Source organism: Marinomonas communis, from assembly GCF_004363305.1.
Classification (GTDB): domain Bacteria; phylum Pseudomonadota; class Gammaproteobacteria; order Pseudomonadales; family Marinomonadaceae; genus Marinomonas; species Marinomonas communis.
The window spans coordinates 133,691-152,740 of the sequence record NZ_SNZA01000005.1 but is presented as its reverse complement, the minus strand read 5'-3'; the positions used below and the strand labels follow the sequence as shown (position 1 = coordinate 152,740).

General features: G+C 45.8%; 17 protein-coding genes and 1 pseudogene. 8 read left to right on the top strand and 10 right to left on the bottom strand.

Annotation, left to right across the window (positions count from 1 at the left end):
• Position 1: 1 nt before the first annotated feature.
• Positions 2-901, bottom strand: a complete 900-nt coding sequence (locus C8D85_RS14410) for an AraC family transcriptional regulator (protein WP_133563969.1) — start codon at positions 899-901, stop codon at positions 2-4.
• Between the two features lie 118 nt (positions 902-1,019).
• Complete coding sequence (locus C8D85_RS14405; protein ID WP_133563967.1) at positions 1,020-2,069, bottom strand: NAD(P)-dependent alcohol dehydrogenase; 1,050 nt, start codon at positions 2,067-2,069, stop codon at positions 1,020-1,022.
• A 284-nt stretch (positions 2,070-2,353) separates the two neighbouring features.
• On the opposite strand from C8D85_RS14405, the gene C8D85_RS14400 reads away from it, so the two are divergent.
• Positions 2,354-2,533, top strand: coding sequence for a hypothetical protein (locus tag C8D85_RS14400; protein WP_133563965.1), 180 nt, complete (start codon positions 2,354-2,356; stop codon positions 2,531-2,533).
• Positions 2,534-2,552: 19 nt separating this feature from the next.
• Here the strand turns inward: C8D85_RS14400 and hmuQ are convergent.
• The 4 genes and pseudogenes from hmuQ to C8D85_RS14380 form a co-directional block, all read right to left on the bottom strand.
• A pseudogene (gene hmuQ, locus C8D85_RS14395) lies at positions 2,553-2,855 on the bottom strand (heme-degrading protein HmuQ).
• 190 nt (positions 2,856-3,045) lie between these two features.
• Entirely contained in the window at positions 3,046-4,536 is a 1,491-nt protein-coding gene (locus tag C8D85_RS14390; RefSeq protein WP_133563963.1) for a methyl-accepting chemotaxis protein, read from the bottom strand.
• The gene (locus C8D85_RS14385) at positions 4,533-5,147 is read right to left on the bottom strand and encodes an SCO family protein (RefSeq protein ID WP_133563960.1); all 615 of its coding nucleotides are present in this window, start codon (positions 5,145-5,147) and stop codon (positions 4,533-4,535) included. Before C8D85_RS14385 ends, C8D85_RS14390 begins: the two co-directional genes overlap by 4 nt.
• A gap of 107 nt (positions 5,148-5,254) precedes the next feature.
• Positions 5,255-6,301, bottom strand: a complete 1,047-nt coding sequence (locus C8D85_RS14380) for a PLP-dependent cysteine synthase family protein (RefSeq protein WP_133563958.1) — start codon at positions 6,299-6,301, stop codon at positions 5,255-5,257.
• 136 nt (positions 6,302-6,437) lie between these two features.
• Here C8D85_RS14380 and C8D85_RS14375 point away from each other — a divergent pair, with 136 nt between their 5' ends.
• The gene (locus tag C8D85_RS14375) at positions 6,438-6,905 is read left to right on the top strand and encodes an Lrp/AsnC family transcriptional regulator (protein ID WP_133563956.1); all 468 of its coding nucleotides are present in this window, start codon (positions 6,438-6,440) and stop codon (positions 6,903-6,905) included.
• A gap of 52 nt (positions 6,906-6,957) precedes the next feature.
• A complete protein-coding gene (locus C8D85_RS14370) occupies positions 6,958-7,380 on the top strand; it encodes a DUF3010 family protein (protein ID WP_133563953.1) in 423 nt (140 codons plus the stop codon).
• A gap of 96 nt (positions 7,381-7,476) precedes the next feature.
• Here C8D85_RS14370 and C8D85_RS14365 read toward each other — a convergent pair whose 3' ends face one another.
• Entirely contained in the window at positions 7,477-7,737 is a 261-nt protein-coding gene (locus C8D85_RS14365) for a hypothetical protein (protein WP_133563951.1), read from the bottom strand.
• A 441-nt stretch (positions 7,738-8,178) separates the two neighbouring features.
• The gene (locus C8D85_RS14360) at positions 8,179-9,495 is read right to left on the bottom strand and encodes a DUF3422 family protein (protein ID WP_244937027.1); all 1,317 of its coding nucleotides are present in this window, start codon (positions 9,493-9,495) and stop codon (positions 8,179-8,181) included.
• Between the two features lie 196 nt (positions 9,496-9,691).
• Between C8D85_RS14360 and C8D85_RS14355 the strand changes: the two genes are divergently transcribed.
• A complete protein-coding gene (locus C8D85_RS14355) occupies positions 9,692-11,191 on the top strand; it encodes a glycosyl hydrolase family 79 N-terminal domain-containing protein (RefSeq protein WP_133563946.1) in 1,500 nt (499 codons plus the stop codon).
• A 3-nt stretch (positions 11,192-11,194) separates the two neighbouring features.
• Here C8D85_RS14355 and C8D85_RS14350 read toward each other — a convergent pair whose 3' ends face one another.
• Entirely contained in the window at positions 11,195-12,139 is a 945-nt protein-coding gene (locus C8D85_RS14350) for a LysR family transcriptional regulator (protein ID WP_133563943.1), read from the bottom strand.
• A 141-nt stretch (positions 12,140-12,280) separates the two neighbouring features.
• Between C8D85_RS14350 and C8D85_RS14345 the strand changes: the two genes are divergently transcribed.
• The 3 genes from C8D85_RS14345 to C8D85_RS14335 all read left to right on the top strand — a co-directional run bounded on the left by C8D85_RS14345 (position 12,281) and on the right by C8D85_RS14335 (position 17,158).
• Positions 12,281-13,696, top strand: a complete 1,416-nt coding sequence (locus C8D85_RS14345; RefSeq protein WP_133563941.1) for an acetyl-CoA carboxylase biotin carboxylase subunit — start codon at positions 12,281-12,283, stop codon at positions 13,694-13,696.
• Between the two features lie 23 nt (positions 13,697-13,719).
• The gene (gene oadA, locus C8D85_RS14340; RefSeq protein ID WP_133563939.1) at positions 13,720-15,528 is read left to right on the top strand and encodes a sodium-extruding oxaloacetate decarboxylase subunit alpha; all 1,809 of its coding nucleotides are present in this window, start codon (positions 13,720-13,722) and stop codon (positions 15,526-15,528) included.
• Between the two features lie 169 nt (positions 15,529-15,697).
• Entirely contained in the window at positions 15,698-17,158 is a 1,461-nt protein-coding gene (locus tag C8D85_RS14335; RefSeq protein ID WP_133563936.1) for a diguanylate cyclase domain-containing protein, read from the top strand.
• A gap of 4 nt (positions 17,159-17,162) precedes the next feature.
• Here C8D85_RS14335 and glsB read toward each other — a convergent pair whose 3' ends face one another.
• The gene (glsB, locus tag C8D85_RS14330) at positions 17,163-18,071 is read right to left on the bottom strand and encodes a glutaminase B (protein ID WP_133563933.1); all 909 of its coding nucleotides are present in this window, start codon (positions 18,069-18,071) and stop codon (positions 17,163-17,165) included.
• Positions 18,072-18,300: 229 nt separating this feature from the next.
• Here glsB and C8D85_RS14325 point away from each other — a divergent pair, with 229 nt between their 5' ends.
• Positions 18,301-19,047: a siderophore-interacting protein gene (locus C8D85_RS14325; protein WP_133563931.1), complete on the top strand. Its 747-nt coding sequence runs from the start codon at positions 18,301-18,303 to the stop codon at positions 19,045-19,047.
• Positions 19,048-19,050 lie beyond the last annotated feature (3 nt).

Here is a 19,050-nt window from a genome sequence, read left to right as displayed (position 1 = left end):
ATTACAAAATATCACGGCTAGGCGCGACACCAAACGCTCTAGAATATTCACGACTGAATTGTGAAGTGCTGGTATACCCCACTTCATAAGCGGCACTGCTTACATCTCGAATGCGACTTTTCAGCAGTGTTCTTGCTTGTTGCAAGCGCACCATTTTTTGGTATTGCAGCGGACTCATCGACGTAATGGACTTAAAATGAGTGTGGAAGGATGACACGCTCATTCCGGACCGCTGCGCCAAGTCAGCCACTGTCATCGTTTCAAAGTAATTCTGCTTAATCCAAGTAATGGCTCGCACCACTTTTTCGGCGTGAGAATCGGCGACACCGAGCTGCGCAATCGAAGCTCCCATTGGACTCAGCAACAAGCGCATCAAAATCTCATCAATTAAATGCGGTACCAGCAGGTCTATGGCTTGCTGTTGTTTGATCACTTCAAATAGCCGTATAGAGGTTTTGACAATATTGACGTCTAAATCGTTTATATAAACCGCTTTAAGGTTCTCGGAACGAGGCATGCCTTGCGTAAAAATTCTCGCGCTGAGATCTCGAATGCGATCAGAGTGAAGTGGAATCATCAAGCAATAATAAGGCTCAGCAGAGGATGCCTGAGAAATTGCAAAACTGATCGGCACTTCGGCGGAATAGACCACCATATTAGTGTGATCTTCCACATAGGAGAGATCATCTTGCATAACAGAAAAGACTTTTGCCCCTTGCGGGACGATGCATATACTCGGCTGCGCAAATAAATGGGTCTGCTCTTTTCCTGTTTGAGTCGCCCGAGTGACGTTAACAAAGCCCTCTACGATTTCAAAAAATCCATCATAGGTCACCACTTCACCAAGTAGCGCTGTTAATGATTGCACATGTTCATTGGGGGAAGTATCTCGTGGTTCCATCAAAGTGGCCTGTTCTAACGGGTAACTGAAAACAATCTATATAAAAGCGTCGCGTAGACCAACATAAAAACTCTGTCAGCCTACGCGCCCATCTTATTTCTTATGCAGAATACAGAGTTTATGCAACGTCTAATGATGACATATCAATGACAAAGCGATGTGCCATTTCACCCTGCTCCAAGCGTTTGAAGGCTTCGTTGATCTGATCCATTTGAATCATCTCGCATTCAGGATAGATGTTATGTTTTGCACAAAAATCCAACACTTCCTGCGTTTCCGCAATGCCGCCAATCAGTGAACCAGCCACTCGACGACGACCAAAGATCATTGGCATGCTATTCAGTTCGCCAGTTGGACCGACTTGCCCAACAATCACAAGCGAGCCATCCACATCCAGCAGCGGTGTGTAAGCATTGATGTCATGCGCCGTAGGAACCGTATCAATGATCAGATCAAAAGCGTTCGCGGCCGCAGTCATCGCTTCCTCGTCAGTGGATGCTAGTATACCTTTTGCGCCAAGGGCTTTTGCTTCCGTTTCTTTTTTGGTCGAACGACTGATCACCGTTACATCCGCTCCCATCGCGACGGCTAACTTAACCGCCATGTGGCCAAGGCCACCTAGACCGATCACACCAACACGAGAACCTTCCTTTACACCCCAAGTACGAAGTGGTGAGTAAGTGGTGATACCTGCACACAAAATCGGTGCAGATTTAGATAAATCCATGCCTTCTGGGATACGTAATACGAACTCTTCACGTACTACGATATGCTTAGAATAGCCGCCTTGTGTGGTTTCCCCCGAAATGCGATCAGGGAAACCGTACGTACCTGTCATACCTTCACGGCAGTATTGCTCTTCATGATTATGGCATTGGTCACATTCTTGACAGCTGTCTACCATACAACCCACCGCAACTTGATCACCCACCTTATATTGAGTGACATCCGCACCAACAGATTGCACAACCCCCACAATCTCATGACCTGGTACAAGTGGATAAGGCTGTGGTCCCCAGTCACCATTCACGGTGTGCAAGTCAGAGTGACAAACACCAGAATATAGAATTTCTATCGCCACATCATTTGAGCGAAGTTCACGTCGCTCAAAGTGGTAAGGTACCATGTTGGCTTCACTTGAATGCGCTGCATAACCGACCGTTTTCATATAACACCTCTAATCTATATCAAATGGATCTTGATTGAACTCAGTGATAAAAATCATACGGTGCAGAACGTCAATGATGCATGCCTAATGCTCCATAACACTTGCACAAAACTACAACGACACTGAAGTCCCCATTATTGGCACATTCGTTACACGAATGTTCTGCAAAGCGATAACACGAAAGGAAAAACGGCTCTCGCCTAATGTAAGCCCCTCAATTATACTGGTAGACAAAGCTCGCTAGTCTAAGCATTTACCCACCATCCTAATTTTGAGGGCACTCAATGCAAACGAAACATTTTAGCCGCTTCGGAGCGAAGAAATGCTTTCTCATCGTTGCGACGGCAGTGCTTATTGGAATGCTGTCACTATCAAGCACTGCTCAGGATTTAGCGGTGAATCACTACCAACAATACTTTAAAGCCATGCAAACCCTAGTCGACTTACAATATTTTGCCTGCTAGACGTCAGATTAAATAGAGCCTATAGAACTGCTTCAAAGCATTCTAGCTGTGGGTGCCCAAGATAAATGTCACGACGACTGCCAGCATTGGCGTGTGCTTTGCGAAATGCCTCAGACTTAGTCCAAGCTTCAAACGCTTCTTTTGATTCTCATGTAGCATGAGATGAGAACAGCGTATACTCCTCTGTTGTCGGTCCCTTTAAGAGATTAAACGATTTAAAGCCTGTCACTTCGTTTAGGTAGGAATCTCGACCTTTCCAAATATCGATAAACTCTTGCTCACAACCCAGTTTGATCTTAAATCGATTCATTGCAATAAACATAAATACTCCCATTGCGTTTGTAGCGAATTTTTCTCGCTTTCCGATCAACACAATACCAGCATAACAATTAAAATGCTTGGAGCAGCCAGACTAGAAATATCGTATTAGTGTGTCGTATTCACTCAAAAAGAAAGGGGCTTCTTCACAAAGCCCCTTACCATCAACACATCCACAAAAATGACTAGACTTGCTAGACCTTGAACAAGCTAGCTTTACGTTCGTAATCTTGAGCAATTTGTCCCAGCTGTGTCGCCAAGCCAGAGACTTTTTCTATCTCCGTTGCCAACTCCTGAAGTGTGCGGCTGTTTGCTACCAACTGTCGGTCCACTTCAGTCAACATCGATGCTTGGCTGCGTGTTTCTTCAGCAGCATCATTATTCAATCGAGATACTTGGCTAACTTGCGACGCACGACTTGAGATTCGAGTGGCGATCCCTTCTACTTTTGACACATTCTCAACCGTTCTTGATCGTCCAGAATCCATGGACTCCACTGCTTTTTGCATGCTGACATTCAGACGATCAACAATCTGTTCGATCTCATCAGTGGATTCACCACTGCGTTGAGCTAGAGCACGAACTTCATCGGCCACCACCGCGAAACCTCGGCCTGACTCACCAGCACGCGCTGCTTCAATAGCAGCATTCAACGCAAGCAAATTCGTTTGTTCCGAGATACCACGAATAGCATCCAAAGCCGAGGTAATAGAGGCAACTTCTTTGGTTAACTCACTTAGAGAATTTACTGCAGCAGTGGTGTCTTTCTCCAACAGTTTCATGTCAGATACGACCTGATCAGCGTCACGTTTGTCTGCATCGCTCGATGCTTCAACTTCTGAAGCCAGCTCAGCGGCATGTGAACAATGAGCGGCGGTATCTTCTACCTGCCCCATCATTTTATTGGTTTCGGATTCAAGATGAGCTGTTGTTTGACTTTGTGTTTGGCTCGTCTCGATTGTACTCGCACTGATATGTTGAATACTCGCTGAGGTCTCAGATAAGCGATCAGCAATACGTTTATATTCTTTGAATTGCGAACTTAGCTCTTCCAGCATCGCATTTAGCGCTGATTCTGAAACACCTTTGGCATCGGGTAATCTCACCGAGAAGTCTTTATTCATGGAAACAGTATTAATCACCTCAGCAATACGTCGATTAGCATTGGACTCTCGACGCATCAGTGTAGCCATGTAAATTAGAACCCCTGTTTCAGCTGCCGCAAACACCGCATGTAAAAAAGTAATGCCCCATGAACAGTCGCCGGCGAAGGCAATCACCGACATACCTGCCACACTACCACCGCTCAACTGCCAATACGTCAGCAGCAAATGATGGGCGGCAACAGTCAACAAAGCGGCAACAAACGGCTGCCAGCGCTCATAAATCAAGAAAACCACCATGGTGGCAAAGATGTGAAAGTGCATCTCTATAAGGCCAAGCTGGGACTGAATAAGCAAGCCAGAAGTCGACATCATAATAACCGCAGCTAACACACCAAATACGGAGGTACCGCGCAATGCGAAGTAGCTTAAAGAGGAAACAGCACCGATGACCACCGCAGCAATAATAGAAAAGGTTGTAAGTTGAGCTCCGATCAAACCTGAAATAAATAGAATAGGAACCTGTGCCAGTAACACACGGAAGATGAAAGCATCACGTTTTAATAAAAGTGAATCCGTCATAATGAACCCTTATCAGATAACAAAGTGGAAGTCAGGTCGCCATAGAGCGCCCCTTTTGGGTAAGACAGTTGCGAATAGATTTTGACCAACTCTTTATTTTGATCAAATAGATAAAGATTGCCGGCATGAGTTGGTCCATCAGCAAATGAGCGAACTCGTTCGCCAAGCGTACGCTGAACTTCATTTAGAGCTTGGGGGGACAGTTCAGCACTGATAAAGCGATCAGATAAATGACTAAAATAACGCGCCCGTAGCTCACTGGGCTCATTATTAGGATCAATCGTAACCATTAAGAAACGTACATCTTGCGCTGTATTTGACTGATCCAGCTGCTGACTAAGCTGTTGCAGCTGATGAACTCGAATCGGACAAATATCTGAGCAAGAAAAAAAACCGAACATCAAATACGTTGCATCGGCTTTTATATCACTAAAATCATGCTCTACGCCTTGGAGATCTTGCCAAGAGAACTTAATAGGCTCGTTTTGGCTGACCGACAAACCATAACCAGAGTTGACATAACTAGCCATTACTAGCGCCACTGGAAAAGCAGCAATAACAACTGCTGAAATAACAAGTGTGCGTAGCAAAATCGACGAACTCTGAAACATAATTTATTCACTATTTCCTAATCGACACTTTTATTTTAGAACACTTTAAAACACACCTTTGTAATGTTTTTATAATGTCTAATACCTTTCAGATATAACGACTTAGGCTAAAGAGACGGCAAGTCGTATAACAGGTTCAAGTACTCTTCTATCGGGCCGATTTCTTTTGCCACCCAATCAAGGTCAAAATATGTCTGTGAATAGCGTTCACCACCATCGCACATTAACGTCACAATTGACCCCTTTTCACCCTTTGATTGCATGCTTTGCGCAACATTCAATGCGCCCCATAAATTGGTTCCCGTAGAAGGGCCAGCCTTACGGCCCGTTAATTGATACAACCAATGAATGGTTGCAACGCTTGCAGCGTCTGGCACTCTCCATACGTCACTAATAACATCGGGTAGGAAAGATGCCTCTAATTTAGGTCTACCTATTCCTTCAATACGACTCCCTCGACCAGTTTGGATCTCATTGTTTTTTAAATGATAAATATCATAAAAAGCTGAATACTCAGGGTCGACCACCACTAGACGGGTATTTAGCCCTTTATAGCGAATAAAGCGACCTATGGTTGCGGATGTCCCACCTGTCCCAGCCCCCATGATAACCGTATGAGGAACAGGGTGTGGCTCAAGCGCCATTTGCCCAAACATACTCTCAGCAATGTTATTGCTCCCCCGCCAATCAGTCGCCCTTTCGGCGTAAAGAAATTGATCCATGAAATAGCCACCCGTTTGTTGTGCCACTCGGATGGCTTCTTCATGCATCAAGGTTGCACAAGAAACAAAATGGCACTGGCCACCGTAAAGCTCTATTTGACGAATTTTGCTTTGGGCAGTGGAGCTTGGCATAACCGCAATGAAGGGCAGCCCTAACATTCGTGCAAAATACGCCTCTGACACCGCCGTACTTCCAGATGACGCCTCAACAATGGTTGTGCCTTGTTTTATCTTGCCGTTACACAGTGCATATAAAAACAAAGAACGAGCTAAGCGATGTTTCAGACTCCCTGTAGGGTGGGTGCTTTCATCCTTTAAATAAATATCAATCCCATCAAATCCCAAACCTTCTAACTTGATCAAATGGGTATCTGAAGAACGCTGATAGTCAGCATTAATTTTATCGATCGCATCACCAATCCAACTCATCATTCAACCTCCAAAGCGTTTTAACGAATGGCTAATACTGTATCCTGATGAGAAAAAATCGAGTTGCTATTTCGTTCCTAAAAAGCACATAATTTAGAAAAATATTCCCCTATAGAACCATTTATTAGAAATAATTTTCATGGATAAAGTAGACCTTATCATTCTCGATATGTTGCAGCGTGATTGTACGGTTTCCATTCAAGACATTGCTGAGCGAGTTAACCTGTCGACCACTCCCTGCTGGAAGCGCATCAAACGCATGGAAGAAGATGGTATTATTAAGTCCCGAGTAGCGTTATTGGATGGTAGCAAGATCCAATTGGGAATCTCTGTTTTCGTCCACATTAAAACCATGCGCCATGATAACGAATGGCTCACTCGGTTTTCTGAGCACATCATGGCCTTTGATGAGGTCGTAAACTGCTATCGCATGTCTGGAGAATGGGACTATCTGCTAAGGGTCGTCGCTAAGGACATTCATGCCTTCGACCTGTTCTACAAAACCTTAATAAAAGACATTGACGGCCTAACAGATGTGTCCTCGAGTTTTGCCATGGAAGAAATCAAATACACCACCCGTCTGCCGATCATGAAGGACTCGTTATAAATAACTGCAGATATGGCATAATGGCCACACACTAAGTACTAGGACATTAGCTATGATCACATGTGGTATCGAAATCAAAGGCAGCGAAATTATCTTATGCCTTCTATCAAAAGAAGATGGTTTTTTTCAGCTTCCTGACTGCCGCCAAGTGCGCCACGCTTTGCAGCACCCAAACGATGCCGAGGCTGTGCGTAAATTTCAATTTACACTGAAAAAGCTGTTTGAGGATTATAAAGTTGAGCAAGCGATCATTCGCGAGCGCCCAACCAAAGGTAAGTTTGCAGGCGGTGCTGTTGGCTTCAAAATTGAAGCAGCGGTTCAACTAATCGAAGGATTGAACGTCGAACTTATTAATAATGCGACCATGAAAGAAATCATCAAAGAAAACCCGATCCCCATTTCTTTCTCAGAAACTGGCTTACGTGCATTTCAAGAAGGTGCCTTCCAAGTGGCCTATGCTGCTTTAAGCCGATAACTCATATAAAACAGCCCTGTCATCATACAAATGACAGGGCTTGTTTTTGGAACTAACGTAATAAGTGATCAACAGAAATAATCATTACCTGCTAGATTAGTTGGCTGAGTACTGACTGTTCAGTAGGCCTTTTAGTTCTGCACTCTTTTCACTAATGACATCTAGCTTCTGAGAGGTTGTCATTGGTTGACCGTATAGATCACCGACTTGGTAACCTTCTGCTTTAGCTTCAGCAGCCAATGCATCATAGCGGGACTCTGCCATGCGAAGGTCATCCGTAATGTTGTCAGCAAATGCTGCCGTAGAAAGTGCAGAGGTAGCAAGAACAGCGGAAGTAAGTGCGATTAGTTTTTTCATATTGAGCCTCCTTGAAAGGTCTCTGACAAAATTTTAAATAAGTTCTTTCGTTCTTCAGCGAAGATGTTTCGCGCTTCAATAGAACAAATATTAGCCACCATCAGAGATAAAAAAAGGGCTCAAAATCCGGTTTCAAAGTTCTTCCAACAACATGAGAAAAGCATCTTTTTTCCCGCTAAACGCATCAAAAAAGGATAACCGCTGTTTTGCATACTTAATTCATCAGAATTAACAAACATTCATCACGATATATCTCAAAACCTCTAAATTTCGAACTAGAAAACTCGAAATACCGCATTAATTTCTTCTCAAACTCTGCACATTGGCAACACACTTTTAAGAGACTAGCGTGTTAGCCCCATTGCAAATGCATAATTGAAATCGAGAAAATCGATCAGCACTGATCGAATCTGCTGATCGATTAGGGCAATAAGCTGACGACTACTCTTTTGCCAATTTAAGAAAACGTTTGTGGATACGGCGAGTCGCCCACCACACCCCACCAATTACCAGTGGTACTGTTATCCCAACTGCTAAGCTCTTATTAATCGGCGCCCCATTGTCATAAGCGGCTTCAATCAAATATTTCAACAAGCCAATGCTGTAATAGGAAATGGCGGCTACAGACAGACCTTCAACCGTATGTTGCATGGCCAGTTGAATTTTTGAACGGCGATCCATTGATGCGAGCAAATGTTGATTTTGTGACTGAATAGACATTTCAACGCGGGTTCGCATCATGTCTGAAACTCGGTCAATCCGCCGTGAGAGGTTTTCTAAGTGCTCACTGGTCGCTTTACAGGTTCGCACCGCTGGCGTTAAGCGACGAGTCATAAACTCGGTAATCGTTAAGTGCCCCGAAACTTCATCTTCTTTTAATTCAGCAAGTCGCTTTAAAACTAAGTCGTGGTAGGCAGAGGTTGCGCTAAACCGAAAGGTGGTCTTAGCTCGAGCCGCCTCCACCCAAGCCGCCATATCAATAATCTGCTCTAGCACTTCTTGTTCATCGATTTCATCTTTGGTATCGGCAAGCTGCGCAGTTAAATCAGCCAACTTTTGATCCATGTTAGCCAAGCGTTGATTGTAATAACGGGCCATCGGAAGCCCCAACAAAGCAAACAGACGGTATGATTCAATCTCAATTAAACGTTGCACCATACGACCGAGCTGGCTGTCACTCATATTACGGTTGTAGACTAAAGTGCGGCCACAACCATCACTGTGCACCTGAAAAGTTGTCCAAACCTGAGCATCACCATTTTGAGGTCGGCTACCCACTAAGCGCATTCCCTCAAAGTAAGCTTTCACTTGAGCCAACTCTGGCTCTGGTTGCTGCCTTGCGTCCTCAATGGCGACATGGAAAGCCGACACCACAGTTCCGACCATACCTCCTACCCAATCTTTTGGTAAACAGCTCAAACCATTGTTGGCAAACGGGTCCGCTAAAAATGGCGCTCCTTCGTTAATAATGGTGTAAGAGATAAACTCCAAATGGGACTCACGACGAATACGAACATCCCCAAAACTGACTTCAAGGCACACGGAATCTTGCGCAGGAGGCACAACACCATAGCGTTGATATAAGCCAATAAAGTGCTGGAAGTCTTGTTTCTTTTGCTCTCCATTCATCATGACTGCTAGATAACTCACTCTTGCAGTACTGGAAATGACTTGGAAAGGTCGGGAATGCAACTCTGCATAAAGCGCATCACGCTGGGTATGCATGGTTAATCCGTAGGGATTGACGACAGTGTTCACTGCAACTCTCTTTGTTATTCTGGTTAGGGGGATGGTTAAATCATTGGCTGAATTACATTTCAATGCAACCGCCATGCTCTTAGTTCAGGTGAGTTTTTCTAATGTTGTTATGAATATTGCTTATCACCCCTCTTTATAAACGTCACAAGCCTGTCATACATTCTCGGCAAACTGATCCCTCAGTTTGGAGATTTTCATGGCTTATAATCTGTTTCGACGTGCCATCACCTCACGTGCGCGCCCCATTAATACGATAAAGCTGGAACAAGCGGCTCCGGTGCATCAAGTTGACGAGCGCTATTTGTCTTTCTCCATTGATATCTCTCTGATTATTGGGGGTCAGTGGTGGGAAGGCAGTGATCGTTCCAGTCGTGGGCTTGGTACAGTGCGCGTGCCGCCATTACCATTGGACCACCCCAAACTTAGTCAATACGTCAAACATTTATCCCCTGCTTATTTAAGAGTGGGCGGTTCAGAAGCGGACACCATTCATTACTTTTGTTCCCAAGAACTTCCCAATGAGAAAGAGCCTGAACTCAGTGAAGCGATTTGGAATCGACTGATTCAATTCATTAAAGAGCATGAGCTGAAATTCATGTTCACCTTCAAATATGGCACCTTTGATCGTAAACAACACGGAAACTGGAACGGTGCCGACTGTGCGGCTCTGCTGCAATACACACAACAGCGGGGAGTTAATATTGATGTGTGTGAATTGGGCAATGAATTAAACGCCTACTGGGCTTTCCATGGACTCAGCGCACAACCGCGAGCCAAGCAGTTGGTACTGGATTACCAGCGCTTCATTAATCAAGTTCGTTTGCTCAGTCCACAAAGTCGCATCGCGGGCCCTGGTAGTGCCTTTTGGCCCTTTTTAGGGGAAACCATTAAGTATCTATCCAACATTACACCCGCTTTTCTGGAAGAACTGAGTGGGCAGTTAGATATTGTCGACTGGCACTATTACCCTTTTCAGAGCCAACGATCACCTATTCGCACGCGTAGCGCTCGTATAGAACGATTACTTGATCCACGATCACTGAAAGACTTTGAAGTGTATTCCAAGCAATTAGAAAACTATCGTCGCGCATTTCAGCCACAAGCGGAACTTTGGACCGGTGAATCTGGCTCTGCTCAATGCGGAGGACAACCGAAATTATCCGATCGTTTTGCTTCCTGTTTTTGGTGGGCGGATCAACTAGGAAGAGGCGCAAGACTCGGTCAAAAAGTCATGATTAGGCAGTCTCTCATCGGGGGGGATTACGGATTATTGCAACGGGAAAGCCTAAAACCTAATCCAGATTTTTGGGTTAGCTGGCTGTGGAAACGTTTAATGGGGCAGCAGGTTTACTCCGTTAGCAGTCAAAACCCAGAGTTAATCGTCTATTGTCACGGCGGACACAAATCCAATCGCATGACTTTGCTGATCATTAACATGACCAATAAGCCCCATCGTTTGAAGTTTCAATCTTTTGGTGCGCCGAAAAAGCGCTTTGAATTAACCGCCGATAAACTAACTAGCAAGAAGGTCTTGATCAATGGCGTCATTCCCAAGTTTCGTAAAGGCAAAGTTCGGTTAAAAGACTTTCCCAAGTTACCAAAACTCGATGTTATCGCTCCATTTAGCATCAATTTTTGGACGTTTACCGATGATGAGAGCATAACCGATCACCATTTCGGCGAAGATCTGTTTTAACGCTTACGGGTAACGAAACTCTTCTGAAAGGCACTTATCACCTTCATCTCGAAGATGATCGAGAAATGCCTGCATCACCGGAGTCGGTTGTTTGCTACTAGGGTACACGGCACACCAGCTTCGCTTGATCGGGAAGCCTTTGATCGTCGGCATCACTAACACGCCAGTTTTCAACTCTGATATAACATTGGCAAAGGGCAATAGCGCCACGCCAAGCCCTGCAATCACGCCATGTTTCACAGATTCGTTAGAACCAAATTCAAGCACTGGTGTGAATTGAATGCGTTGGGACTTACAAAAGCCCTCTATCGCTGCTCGAGAACCAGACCCCACCTCTCGCTGCAAAAATCCAGCATCAAAAAACGCTTGCGCCGTGACATCATTCTGCTCCAGCAGTGAGTGCCCCGCTCTAACGACAGGCACCAGTAAGTTGTCGTAGAAAGGCTGTCGACTGAGCAAACGCGTATCAGGAACGATGCCAGTAATGACAATATCATCTTGGTTTTGCAACAAGCGATCGGTTGCATTAGTTCGGTTTAACACCGTCACCCTAACCTCTACTTGTGGGAATTTTTCTAGAAACCCTTTCAGCAAATACGGCACGATGATTTCAGCTGAGCTAATCACACACAAGCGCAGCTCTCCACGAAGCTTCCCTTCTAGTTGATACAAGTTCATTTGCAGCGTCTCTAAATCACTGAAAATCTCCCGCACCACTTTTTCGAGTTGCGCTCCAGCGGGCGTCACATACAACTGCTTGCCCACATAATCAAACATTGGCTGTCCAAGCGCCGCTTCTAATTGCTTCATTTGCGCACTGACCGCTGGCTGGGTTAATCCCAATTCTTCAGCGGCTTTCGAGTAGCTTAGCTTATGAAAAACCACCTGAAACACCTGTAATTGACGAAATGTGAGCCTATTTAAAAGCTGTCCAAGTGTATAAATCATCACCCAACCTTATGAAATCTAATCATTTTTAATTAACTATAAGCTATTGCTTATGGTTTACCAAAAAAATATCAATTATTTATTTTTGTAACTTTAGAATACTGTAATTGCCATGCTTGATTTGAGCACATGGAGAGGAAAATGCTGAAGAAAATATTGATTGCTAACCGTGGAGAAATTGCCGTACGTATCGTTCGTGCATGTGCCGAAATGGGCATTCGCTCGGTAGCAATTTTCACGGAGCCAGACCGCCACGCACTGCATGTTAAGCGTGCCGATGAGGCTTATAGCATGGGCGAAGACCCATTGGCTGGCTACCTTGATGCTCGACGCATTGTAAACCTTGCAGTGGAAACAGGCTGTGATGCCATTCACCCAGGCTACGGCTTTCTTTCTGAGAATGCTGAGTTTGCTCAAATCTGCCAAGAGCGTGGCATTACATTCATTGGCCCAAAGGCCGATGTCATCGCAAAAATGGGCGATAAAACACAAGCTCGAAAAAGTATGATCGCAGCCGGTGTCCCTGTGACACCAGGCTCTGAAGACAACCTTGCGAATATTGATGAAGCCGTACTGCTGGCTCACGATATTGGCTACCCAGTAATGCTAAAAGCCACATCTGGTGGTGGTGGACGCGGTATCCGTCGCTGTGACAGCGAAAAAGAATTACGCGACCAATACCCACGCGTTATTTCTGAAGCAACCAAAGCGTTTGGTTCCGCCGAAGTATTTTTAGAAAAATGTATCGTCGATCCAAAACACATCGAGGTACAGATTTTAGCAGACAGCCAAGGCGAAGCGATTCACCTATACGAACGCGATTGCTCTATTCAGCGCCGTAACCAAAAACTAATCGAGATCGCCCCGAGCCCTCAGCTTACGCCTGAGCAACGTTCTTATGTTGGTGAACTTGCAGTGAAAGCCGCTAAAGCAGTGGGCTATGAAAATGCTGGAACAGTTGAGTTCCTTGTCACGGGCAATGACATCTACTTTATGGAGATGAATACCCGCGTACAGGTTGAGCATACCATTACCGAGCAAATTACTGGTGTCGACATTGTACGTGAACAAATTCGTGTGGCCTCGGGCTTACCGTTGAGCTACCGCCAAGAAGACATTTCATACCGTGGTTTTGCCCTGCAGTTTCGAATCAACGCGGAAGACCCAAAGAACAGTTTCTTACCGAGCTTTGGTCGTATTACACGCTACTACGCACCAGGCGGCCCTGGCGTTCGAACCGATACGGCAATTTACACTGGTTACACCATTCCACCGTACTTTGACTCCATGTGTCTGAAGTTAGTGGTCTGGGCATTGAATTGGGAAGACGCGTTGGACCGTGGCGCTCGCGCACTAGCCGATATGCGCGTGCAAGGTGTCAAAACCACCGCCAACTACTACCAAGAAATTTTGAAAAATGAAGAGTTCAGAAGCGGCCACTTTAACACCAGCTTCGTACCGAATCACCCTGAGCTATTGAATTACTCTGACAAACGCGCGCCAAGCGAGATTGCCCTCGCCATCGCAGCAGCCATCGCTGCACACGCAGCCGTTTAGAAAGAGAACAAGGAGAAAAACCAATGAGCAAAGTACAGGTAACAGACGTCATCTTAAGGGATGCACACCAGTCTTTGATTGCCACGCGTATGCGTACCGAAGATATGCTTCCTATTTGTGACAAGCTGGACGCTGTGGGGTTCTGGTCCCTTGAAGTTTGGGGTGGCGCGACGTTCGACGCCTGCGTCCGCTTTCTAAAAGAAGACCCATGGGAGCGTCTACGTCAACTTCGTCAGGCACTACCAAATACTCGCTTACAAATGCTGCTGCGCGGACAAAATCTACTCGGCTACCGCCATTACGCAGATGATGTCGTCGAAGCGTTTGTTGCTAAAGCTGCGGAAAATGGCATCGACGTATTCCGTGTTTTCGACGCTTTAAATGACCTTCGCAACCTAGAAACAGCTATCAAAGCGGTTAAAAAAGCAGGCAAACACGCACAAGGCACGATCTGTTATACCACCAGCCCAGTGCACACTCTGGATCTGTTTGTAGAGCAAGCTCAAGCCCTAAAAGAAATGGGCGCAGACTCGATTGCCATCAAAGATATGGCCGGTCTACTGACACCTTATGCGACATACGACCTAGTTAAAGCGATCAAAGCAAACGTTGATCTGCCACTGTTCGTACACAGCCACTCGACTGCAGGCCTAGCACCATTGTGTCAGCTAAAAGCCATCGAAGCGGGTGCAGAACACATTGATACTGCCATTTCATCGTTTGCATCTGGCACCAGCCACCCAGCAACTGAGTCGCAAGTTGCCGCCCTTAAAGGCACGCAATGGGACACTGGCTTAGACCTAGAATTGCTGACCGAAATCGCTGATTACTTCAAAGAGGTGCGTAAGAAGTACCACCAATTTGAAAGCGAGTTCACCAAAGAAGACGTCTCAGTACAGATCAACCAAGTACCGGGCGGCATGATGTCAAACCTTGCTAACCAGCTTAAAGAGCAGCAAGCGCTGGATCGCATTCGCGATGTTTTCGCAGAAATTCCACGCGTCCGTGAAGATTTGGGGTTTCCTCCCCTTGTTACCCCAACTTCACAGATCGTTGGAACCCAAGCTGTGATGAACATCTTGGCAGGCGAGCGCTACAAGACCATCACCAATGAAGTGAAACGCTATCTACAAGGTGGCTATGGACACCCACCAGCGGCCGTTAACCCAGAAGTAAGAACCAAAGCCATCGGCTCTGAACAGCCCATTGAGGGCCGTCCTGCGGATGCGCTAGGTGCTGAAATGGAGCGCTTGCGTAAAGACATCGGCGAGTTGGCTAAGTCTGAAGAAGACGTTCTGACCTACGCCATGTTCCAAGACATCGGTAAGCAGTTCCTTGAGCAACGCGAAGCTGGCACCTTGGTCCCAGAAGTACTGGAACCTATCGCCGCAGCAGGAACAGCGAAAGCATCAGCAAGTGTCTCAACGGAATTCAAGATCGATGTACATGGTGAAACATACCAAGTTGAAATCACCGGTGTCGGTGGTGACAACTCAGGCAAGCGTCACATTTACCTAACGCTAGACGGTATGCCTGAAGAAGTACTGTTCGAGTCATTGAATGAATACGACGGCGGTGCTGCCACGGGCAACAAACGCGGCAAAGCATCAGGCCCAGGGGACATTACGACAGCGATGCCAGGCAACATTGTGGATGTACTGGTAAACGTAGGCGATGAAGTCACCGCTGGCCAAGCTGTACTCATCACGGAAGCGATGAAAATGGAAACCGAAATCCAAGCCCCTATTGCAGGCAAAGTAGCAGGGGTACACGTCACAAAAGGGGATCGAGTTACACCTGGCGAAACCCTAATCGAAATAGTTCCGCACTAACTTATAGTGTGTTGTTCATTTAGGGGACCTTTGGTCCCCTTTTTTTTGGCCAGTTTATTGCTTACATTCTATTATTAATGGACAGGGGTTGATGCAGAGGAATTCGCGTTAATGCCTAATAGATAAATGCCTTACGTCAGGCATGGACCGGTCAAATGGAGAAGTATGAATGAGCTGGATAACAAACAAGGCAAACCCATTTCTGACTTATGCAGTGGTTTTATTTTTTGTTTTCGATGGCCTAGCCCTTGGCATGAACATATGGCTGACACAACGAATTCAAGTACAGACGATTGAGCTTAATTTAGCCGGTCGCCAGCGCATGCTCTCCCAAAAAATGGTGAAAGAATTTCTATACGCGCCACCAGGCGCTGCAAATAAAGCTCAGCTCAGCCAGTTCACTCAGACAGTCAACCTATTTGACCGAACACTAAGCGCCTTTCGCATTGGTGGCTCGACCATTGATACAAACAACCAACTCGTTACTTTAGAGACATTCCACAAGCGCGCTTATTACGACATCGTTGAACAAGCCTGGAGTATCTGGGTACCACTACGCCAAAGCACATTGCGTTATATTGACTCCCCAACCCCTGCCCTATTCGTAGAGCTCAATCAGGCTTTCTCGCAGAACAACAATCAAATATTAAACTTAATGAACGACCTCGCGCTGGCAATAGAGCAACAGGCTCGATATGAAACAGGTCAGATTCGGATACTGCAAACTGCCGCACTGATTTTGGGCATGCTCAACTTTATTGCAGCTTTCTTCCTCTACCGTTTACGACTCAGAACGCTCGAAAAGGAACGCTCTTTAGTCGATGCGCTGCTTAACGATATGCCTGCAGCCATGGTGTTTACTGCTGAAGACGGCAGCATTCGGCAAGCTAACCCGAGATTCACGGAGCTGCTTGGGATCGATATCGACACCGTAAAACAGCACAAATTCGGTGAGTACATCGAACCTCATCCAGACTATGAAAACTACCACCAATTATCCTCACTCGCTTTCAACCGTGCTGTGATTAAAGCTGAGCAAACACAAGTACAGCAGGATGGCGTTCGCTTATGTGTCTGGCGTCTAGAAGATGCGAGCAAAGACATTGCCGAACGTAGCCAATTGTCCAGTTTAGCTTATAAGGACTCTTTAACAGGGCTCGATAATCGACTTGCATTCGACGACCATTTTAATCAGCAAAATCAGCTCGCCAGTCAAGAACATTTGTTTGCCATCATGTTTCTCGACCTAAATAACTTCAAAAGCATTAACGACAATTTTGGACATAACAAAGGCGATGCCATCTTAAAAGAAGTGGGCTATCGCCTGCAGAGCTTTGTCAGTGACGATTGTCACATCGCTCGATTCGGGGGAGACGAGTTTTTGATCTTACAACAACACCTCAGTACCGAAGAGAAGGCCGTCGCCACAGCACAAACCATTATCGACGTACTCAAGGAGCCTTTTTACATTGGCGCTGAAACATTAAATATTCAAGCCAGTATAGGCATTGTCACCTTCCGTGGTCGACATGCCAGCTTAGCTCAATTGGTTTCGGCAGCGGATAAAGCCATGTATGAGGCCAAGTCCTCCAACGGCCACGTGTCCATTACAATGCTTCAGCTAAGCTAAATAACTAATAAACTGACCAACCAATATGCTTAGTCATTGATTCCAGTGCAGCAACACCTGCGCTGGAATTCCCGACTTTATTAAGTGCTGGTGACCAAACGCAAATTGAAAAACGGTTCGGTACAATCGCAACAATACCTCCGCCAACCCCACTCTTGCCTGGCAATCCTACTTGAAAGGCAAAACTGCCCGCCTCATCGTACATGCCACTGGTGGCCATCAATGCATTCACTTGGCGCGCTTCTTGTTCACTAATTACCTGCTCTTTGCTGATCGAGCAATAGCCCTTATTGGCAAGGAAATTAAAAGCTTTAGCCAAGTCAACGCAGCTCATTCTTAGAGCGCAATTTGAAAAATAGCTTTTAAGCACTTCTTCAACCGAGTTCTCAAAATTCCCATAAGATTGCATTAAATAAGCCATGGCAGCATTACGATGCCTAAACTCGTATTCAGAGTCAGCTACTACTTGATCAGTTTTTAAATCCGGATTACCTGAAAGTCGCCTAACAAACTCACGCATAGCGTAATGCGGTGAGGCAAAACGTGATTGATTCATATCACTGACGACAATCGCACCTGCATTGATAAATGGGTTTCTTGGAATACCATTCTCATACTCTAGCTGCACCAAAGAGTTAAATGGCAAACCAGAAGGCTCTCGCCCTACTCGCTGCCACATGTCCGCGCCATAGTGTTTGATTGCCAAGGTCAAACTAAACACTTTGGAGATACTTTGGATGGAGAAAGGAACATCGGCGTCGCCAATTTGGAATAACTCACCTTGATTACTGTAGATAGCAATACCAAATTGATGGGGGTTAACACTGGCAAGCGCTGGAATATAATCTGCCACTTTACCCTGACCAACGAGCGGTTTGACATCATCGTAAATGGTGCGCAATAACGTTTGCATAGAGAACCTTATTTCGGGGGGATTGTTTTCACTTATTATTGTGGCGCTGATTTTGCCAGAATATCGAAAAAACAAAAGCGCTATACTAATAAGTATTGCTGAAAAATAGAGGAATGGCGCCTCCCTCTATGTTTCGGGTAATACGCGCAACACTCTGTTTCGTTGCCTTTCATAGGTCTCTAAGATAGATTGATTGCCATTCGCAACTAACCATTAAAAGGAGTGCAATATGCCGAAACCTACCATGCGTGACCTGCACGTCGTGCGTAAACAATTCGTCACTCCGCACATGCTCCGTATAACACTAGGCGGTGATGCTCTAACAGACTTCCCCGCGGACCAAGAAAGCGGCTATGTAAAACTGGTATTTCCTACCACTGATGGAAGCCGACTCATGCGCACTTATACCATTCGCCATCAACGCCAAGATGAACTTGATATCGATTTTGCCGTACACGGCGATTCCGGTGTTGCCTGCCACTGGGCGCTCCACGCGCAACAAGGCGACACTATTACGGTAGGAGGTCCAGGGCCTAAAAAGCTAATCTCTGAGGATGCCGATTGGCTGTTGTTTGTTGGTGATATGACCTCACTGCCAGCCATCAGCGTCAACCTAGCGACGCTTCCAGATACTGCTAAAGGCTACGCTATTATTGAGGTACAAAGCGAAGACGATATCCAACCACTGCCTAAACCCGAAAACATCGACATCAAATGGGTGATCAATGCCCATCCTGGGGAAGACAGTGAATCGTTGTTGCGCCATGTTATCGCTTTGGATTGGCTAGACGGCACAGTTGCTGTATGGGCTGCCTGTGAATTTAGCTCAATGAGAGCCTTACGGGCTTACTTCCGTGAGCGCAACGACGTTGCCAAGCAAAACCTCTATATCTCTAGCTATTGGAAGCTGGGGCTGAACGAGGACCAGCATAAAGTTGAAAAGCGCCAAGACCTAGACGCCAACGAAGTGGCTTAAACT

Coding starts and splice junctions, on each gene's coding strand:
- C8D85_RS14410 (WP_133563969.1), bottom strand. CDS start 901: ATGGAACCACGAGATACTTCCCCCAATGAACATGTGCAATCATTAACA.
- C8D85_RS14405 (WP_133563967.1), bottom strand. CDS start 2,069: ATGAAAACGGTCGGTTATGCAGCGCATTCAAGTGAAGCCAACATGGTA.
- C8D85_RS14400 (WP_133563965.1), top strand. CDS start 2,354: ATGCAAACGAAACATTTTAGCCGCTTCGGAGCGAAGAAATGCTTTCTC.
- C8D85_RS14390 (WP_133563963.1), bottom strand. CDS start 4,536: ATGACGGATTCACTTTTATTAAAACGTGATGCTTTCATCTTCCGTGTG.
- C8D85_RS14385 (WP_133563960.1), bottom strand. CDS start 5,147: ATGTTTCAGAGTTCGTCGATTTTGCTACGCACACTTGTTATTTCAGCA.
- C8D85_RS14380 (WP_133563958.1), bottom strand. CDS start 6,301: ATGATGAGTTGGATTGGTGATGCGATCGATAAAATTAATGCTGACTAT.
- C8D85_RS14375 (WP_133563956.1), top strand. CDS start 6,438: ATGGATAAAGTAGACCTTATCATTCTCGATATGTTGCAGCGTGATTGT.
- C8D85_RS14370 (WP_133563953.1), top strand. CDS start 6,958: ATGATCACATGTGGTATCGAAATCAAAGGCAGCGAAATTATCTTATGC.
- C8D85_RS14365 (WP_133563951.1), bottom strand. CDS start 7,737: ATGAAAAAACTAATCGCACTTACTTCCGCTGTTCTTGCTACCTCTGCA.
- C8D85_RS14355 (WP_133563946.1), top strand. CDS start 9,692: ATGGCTTATAATCTGTTTCGACGTGCCATCACCTCACGTGCGCGCCCC.
- C8D85_RS14350 (WP_133563943.1), bottom strand. CDS start 12,139: ATGATTTATACACTTGGACAGCTTTTAAATAGGCTCACATTTCGTCAA.
- C8D85_RS14345 (WP_133563941.1), top strand. CDS start 12,281: ATGCTGAAGAAAATATTGATTGCTAACCGTGGAGAAATTGCCGTACGT.
- oadA (WP_133563939.1), top strand. CDS start 13,720: ATGAGCAAAGTACAGGTAACAGACGTCATCTTAAGGGATGCACACCAG.
- C8D85_RS14335 (WP_133563936.1), top strand. CDS start 15,698: ATGAGCTGGATAACAAACAAGGCAAACCCATTTCTGACTTATGCAGTG.
- glsB (WP_133563933.1), bottom strand. CDS start 18,071: ATGCAAACGTTATTGCGCACCATTTACGATGATGTCAAACCGCTCGTT.
- C8D85_RS14325 (WP_133563931.1), top strand. CDS start 18,301: ATGCCGAAACCTACCATGCGTGACCTGCACGTCGTGCGTAAACAATTC.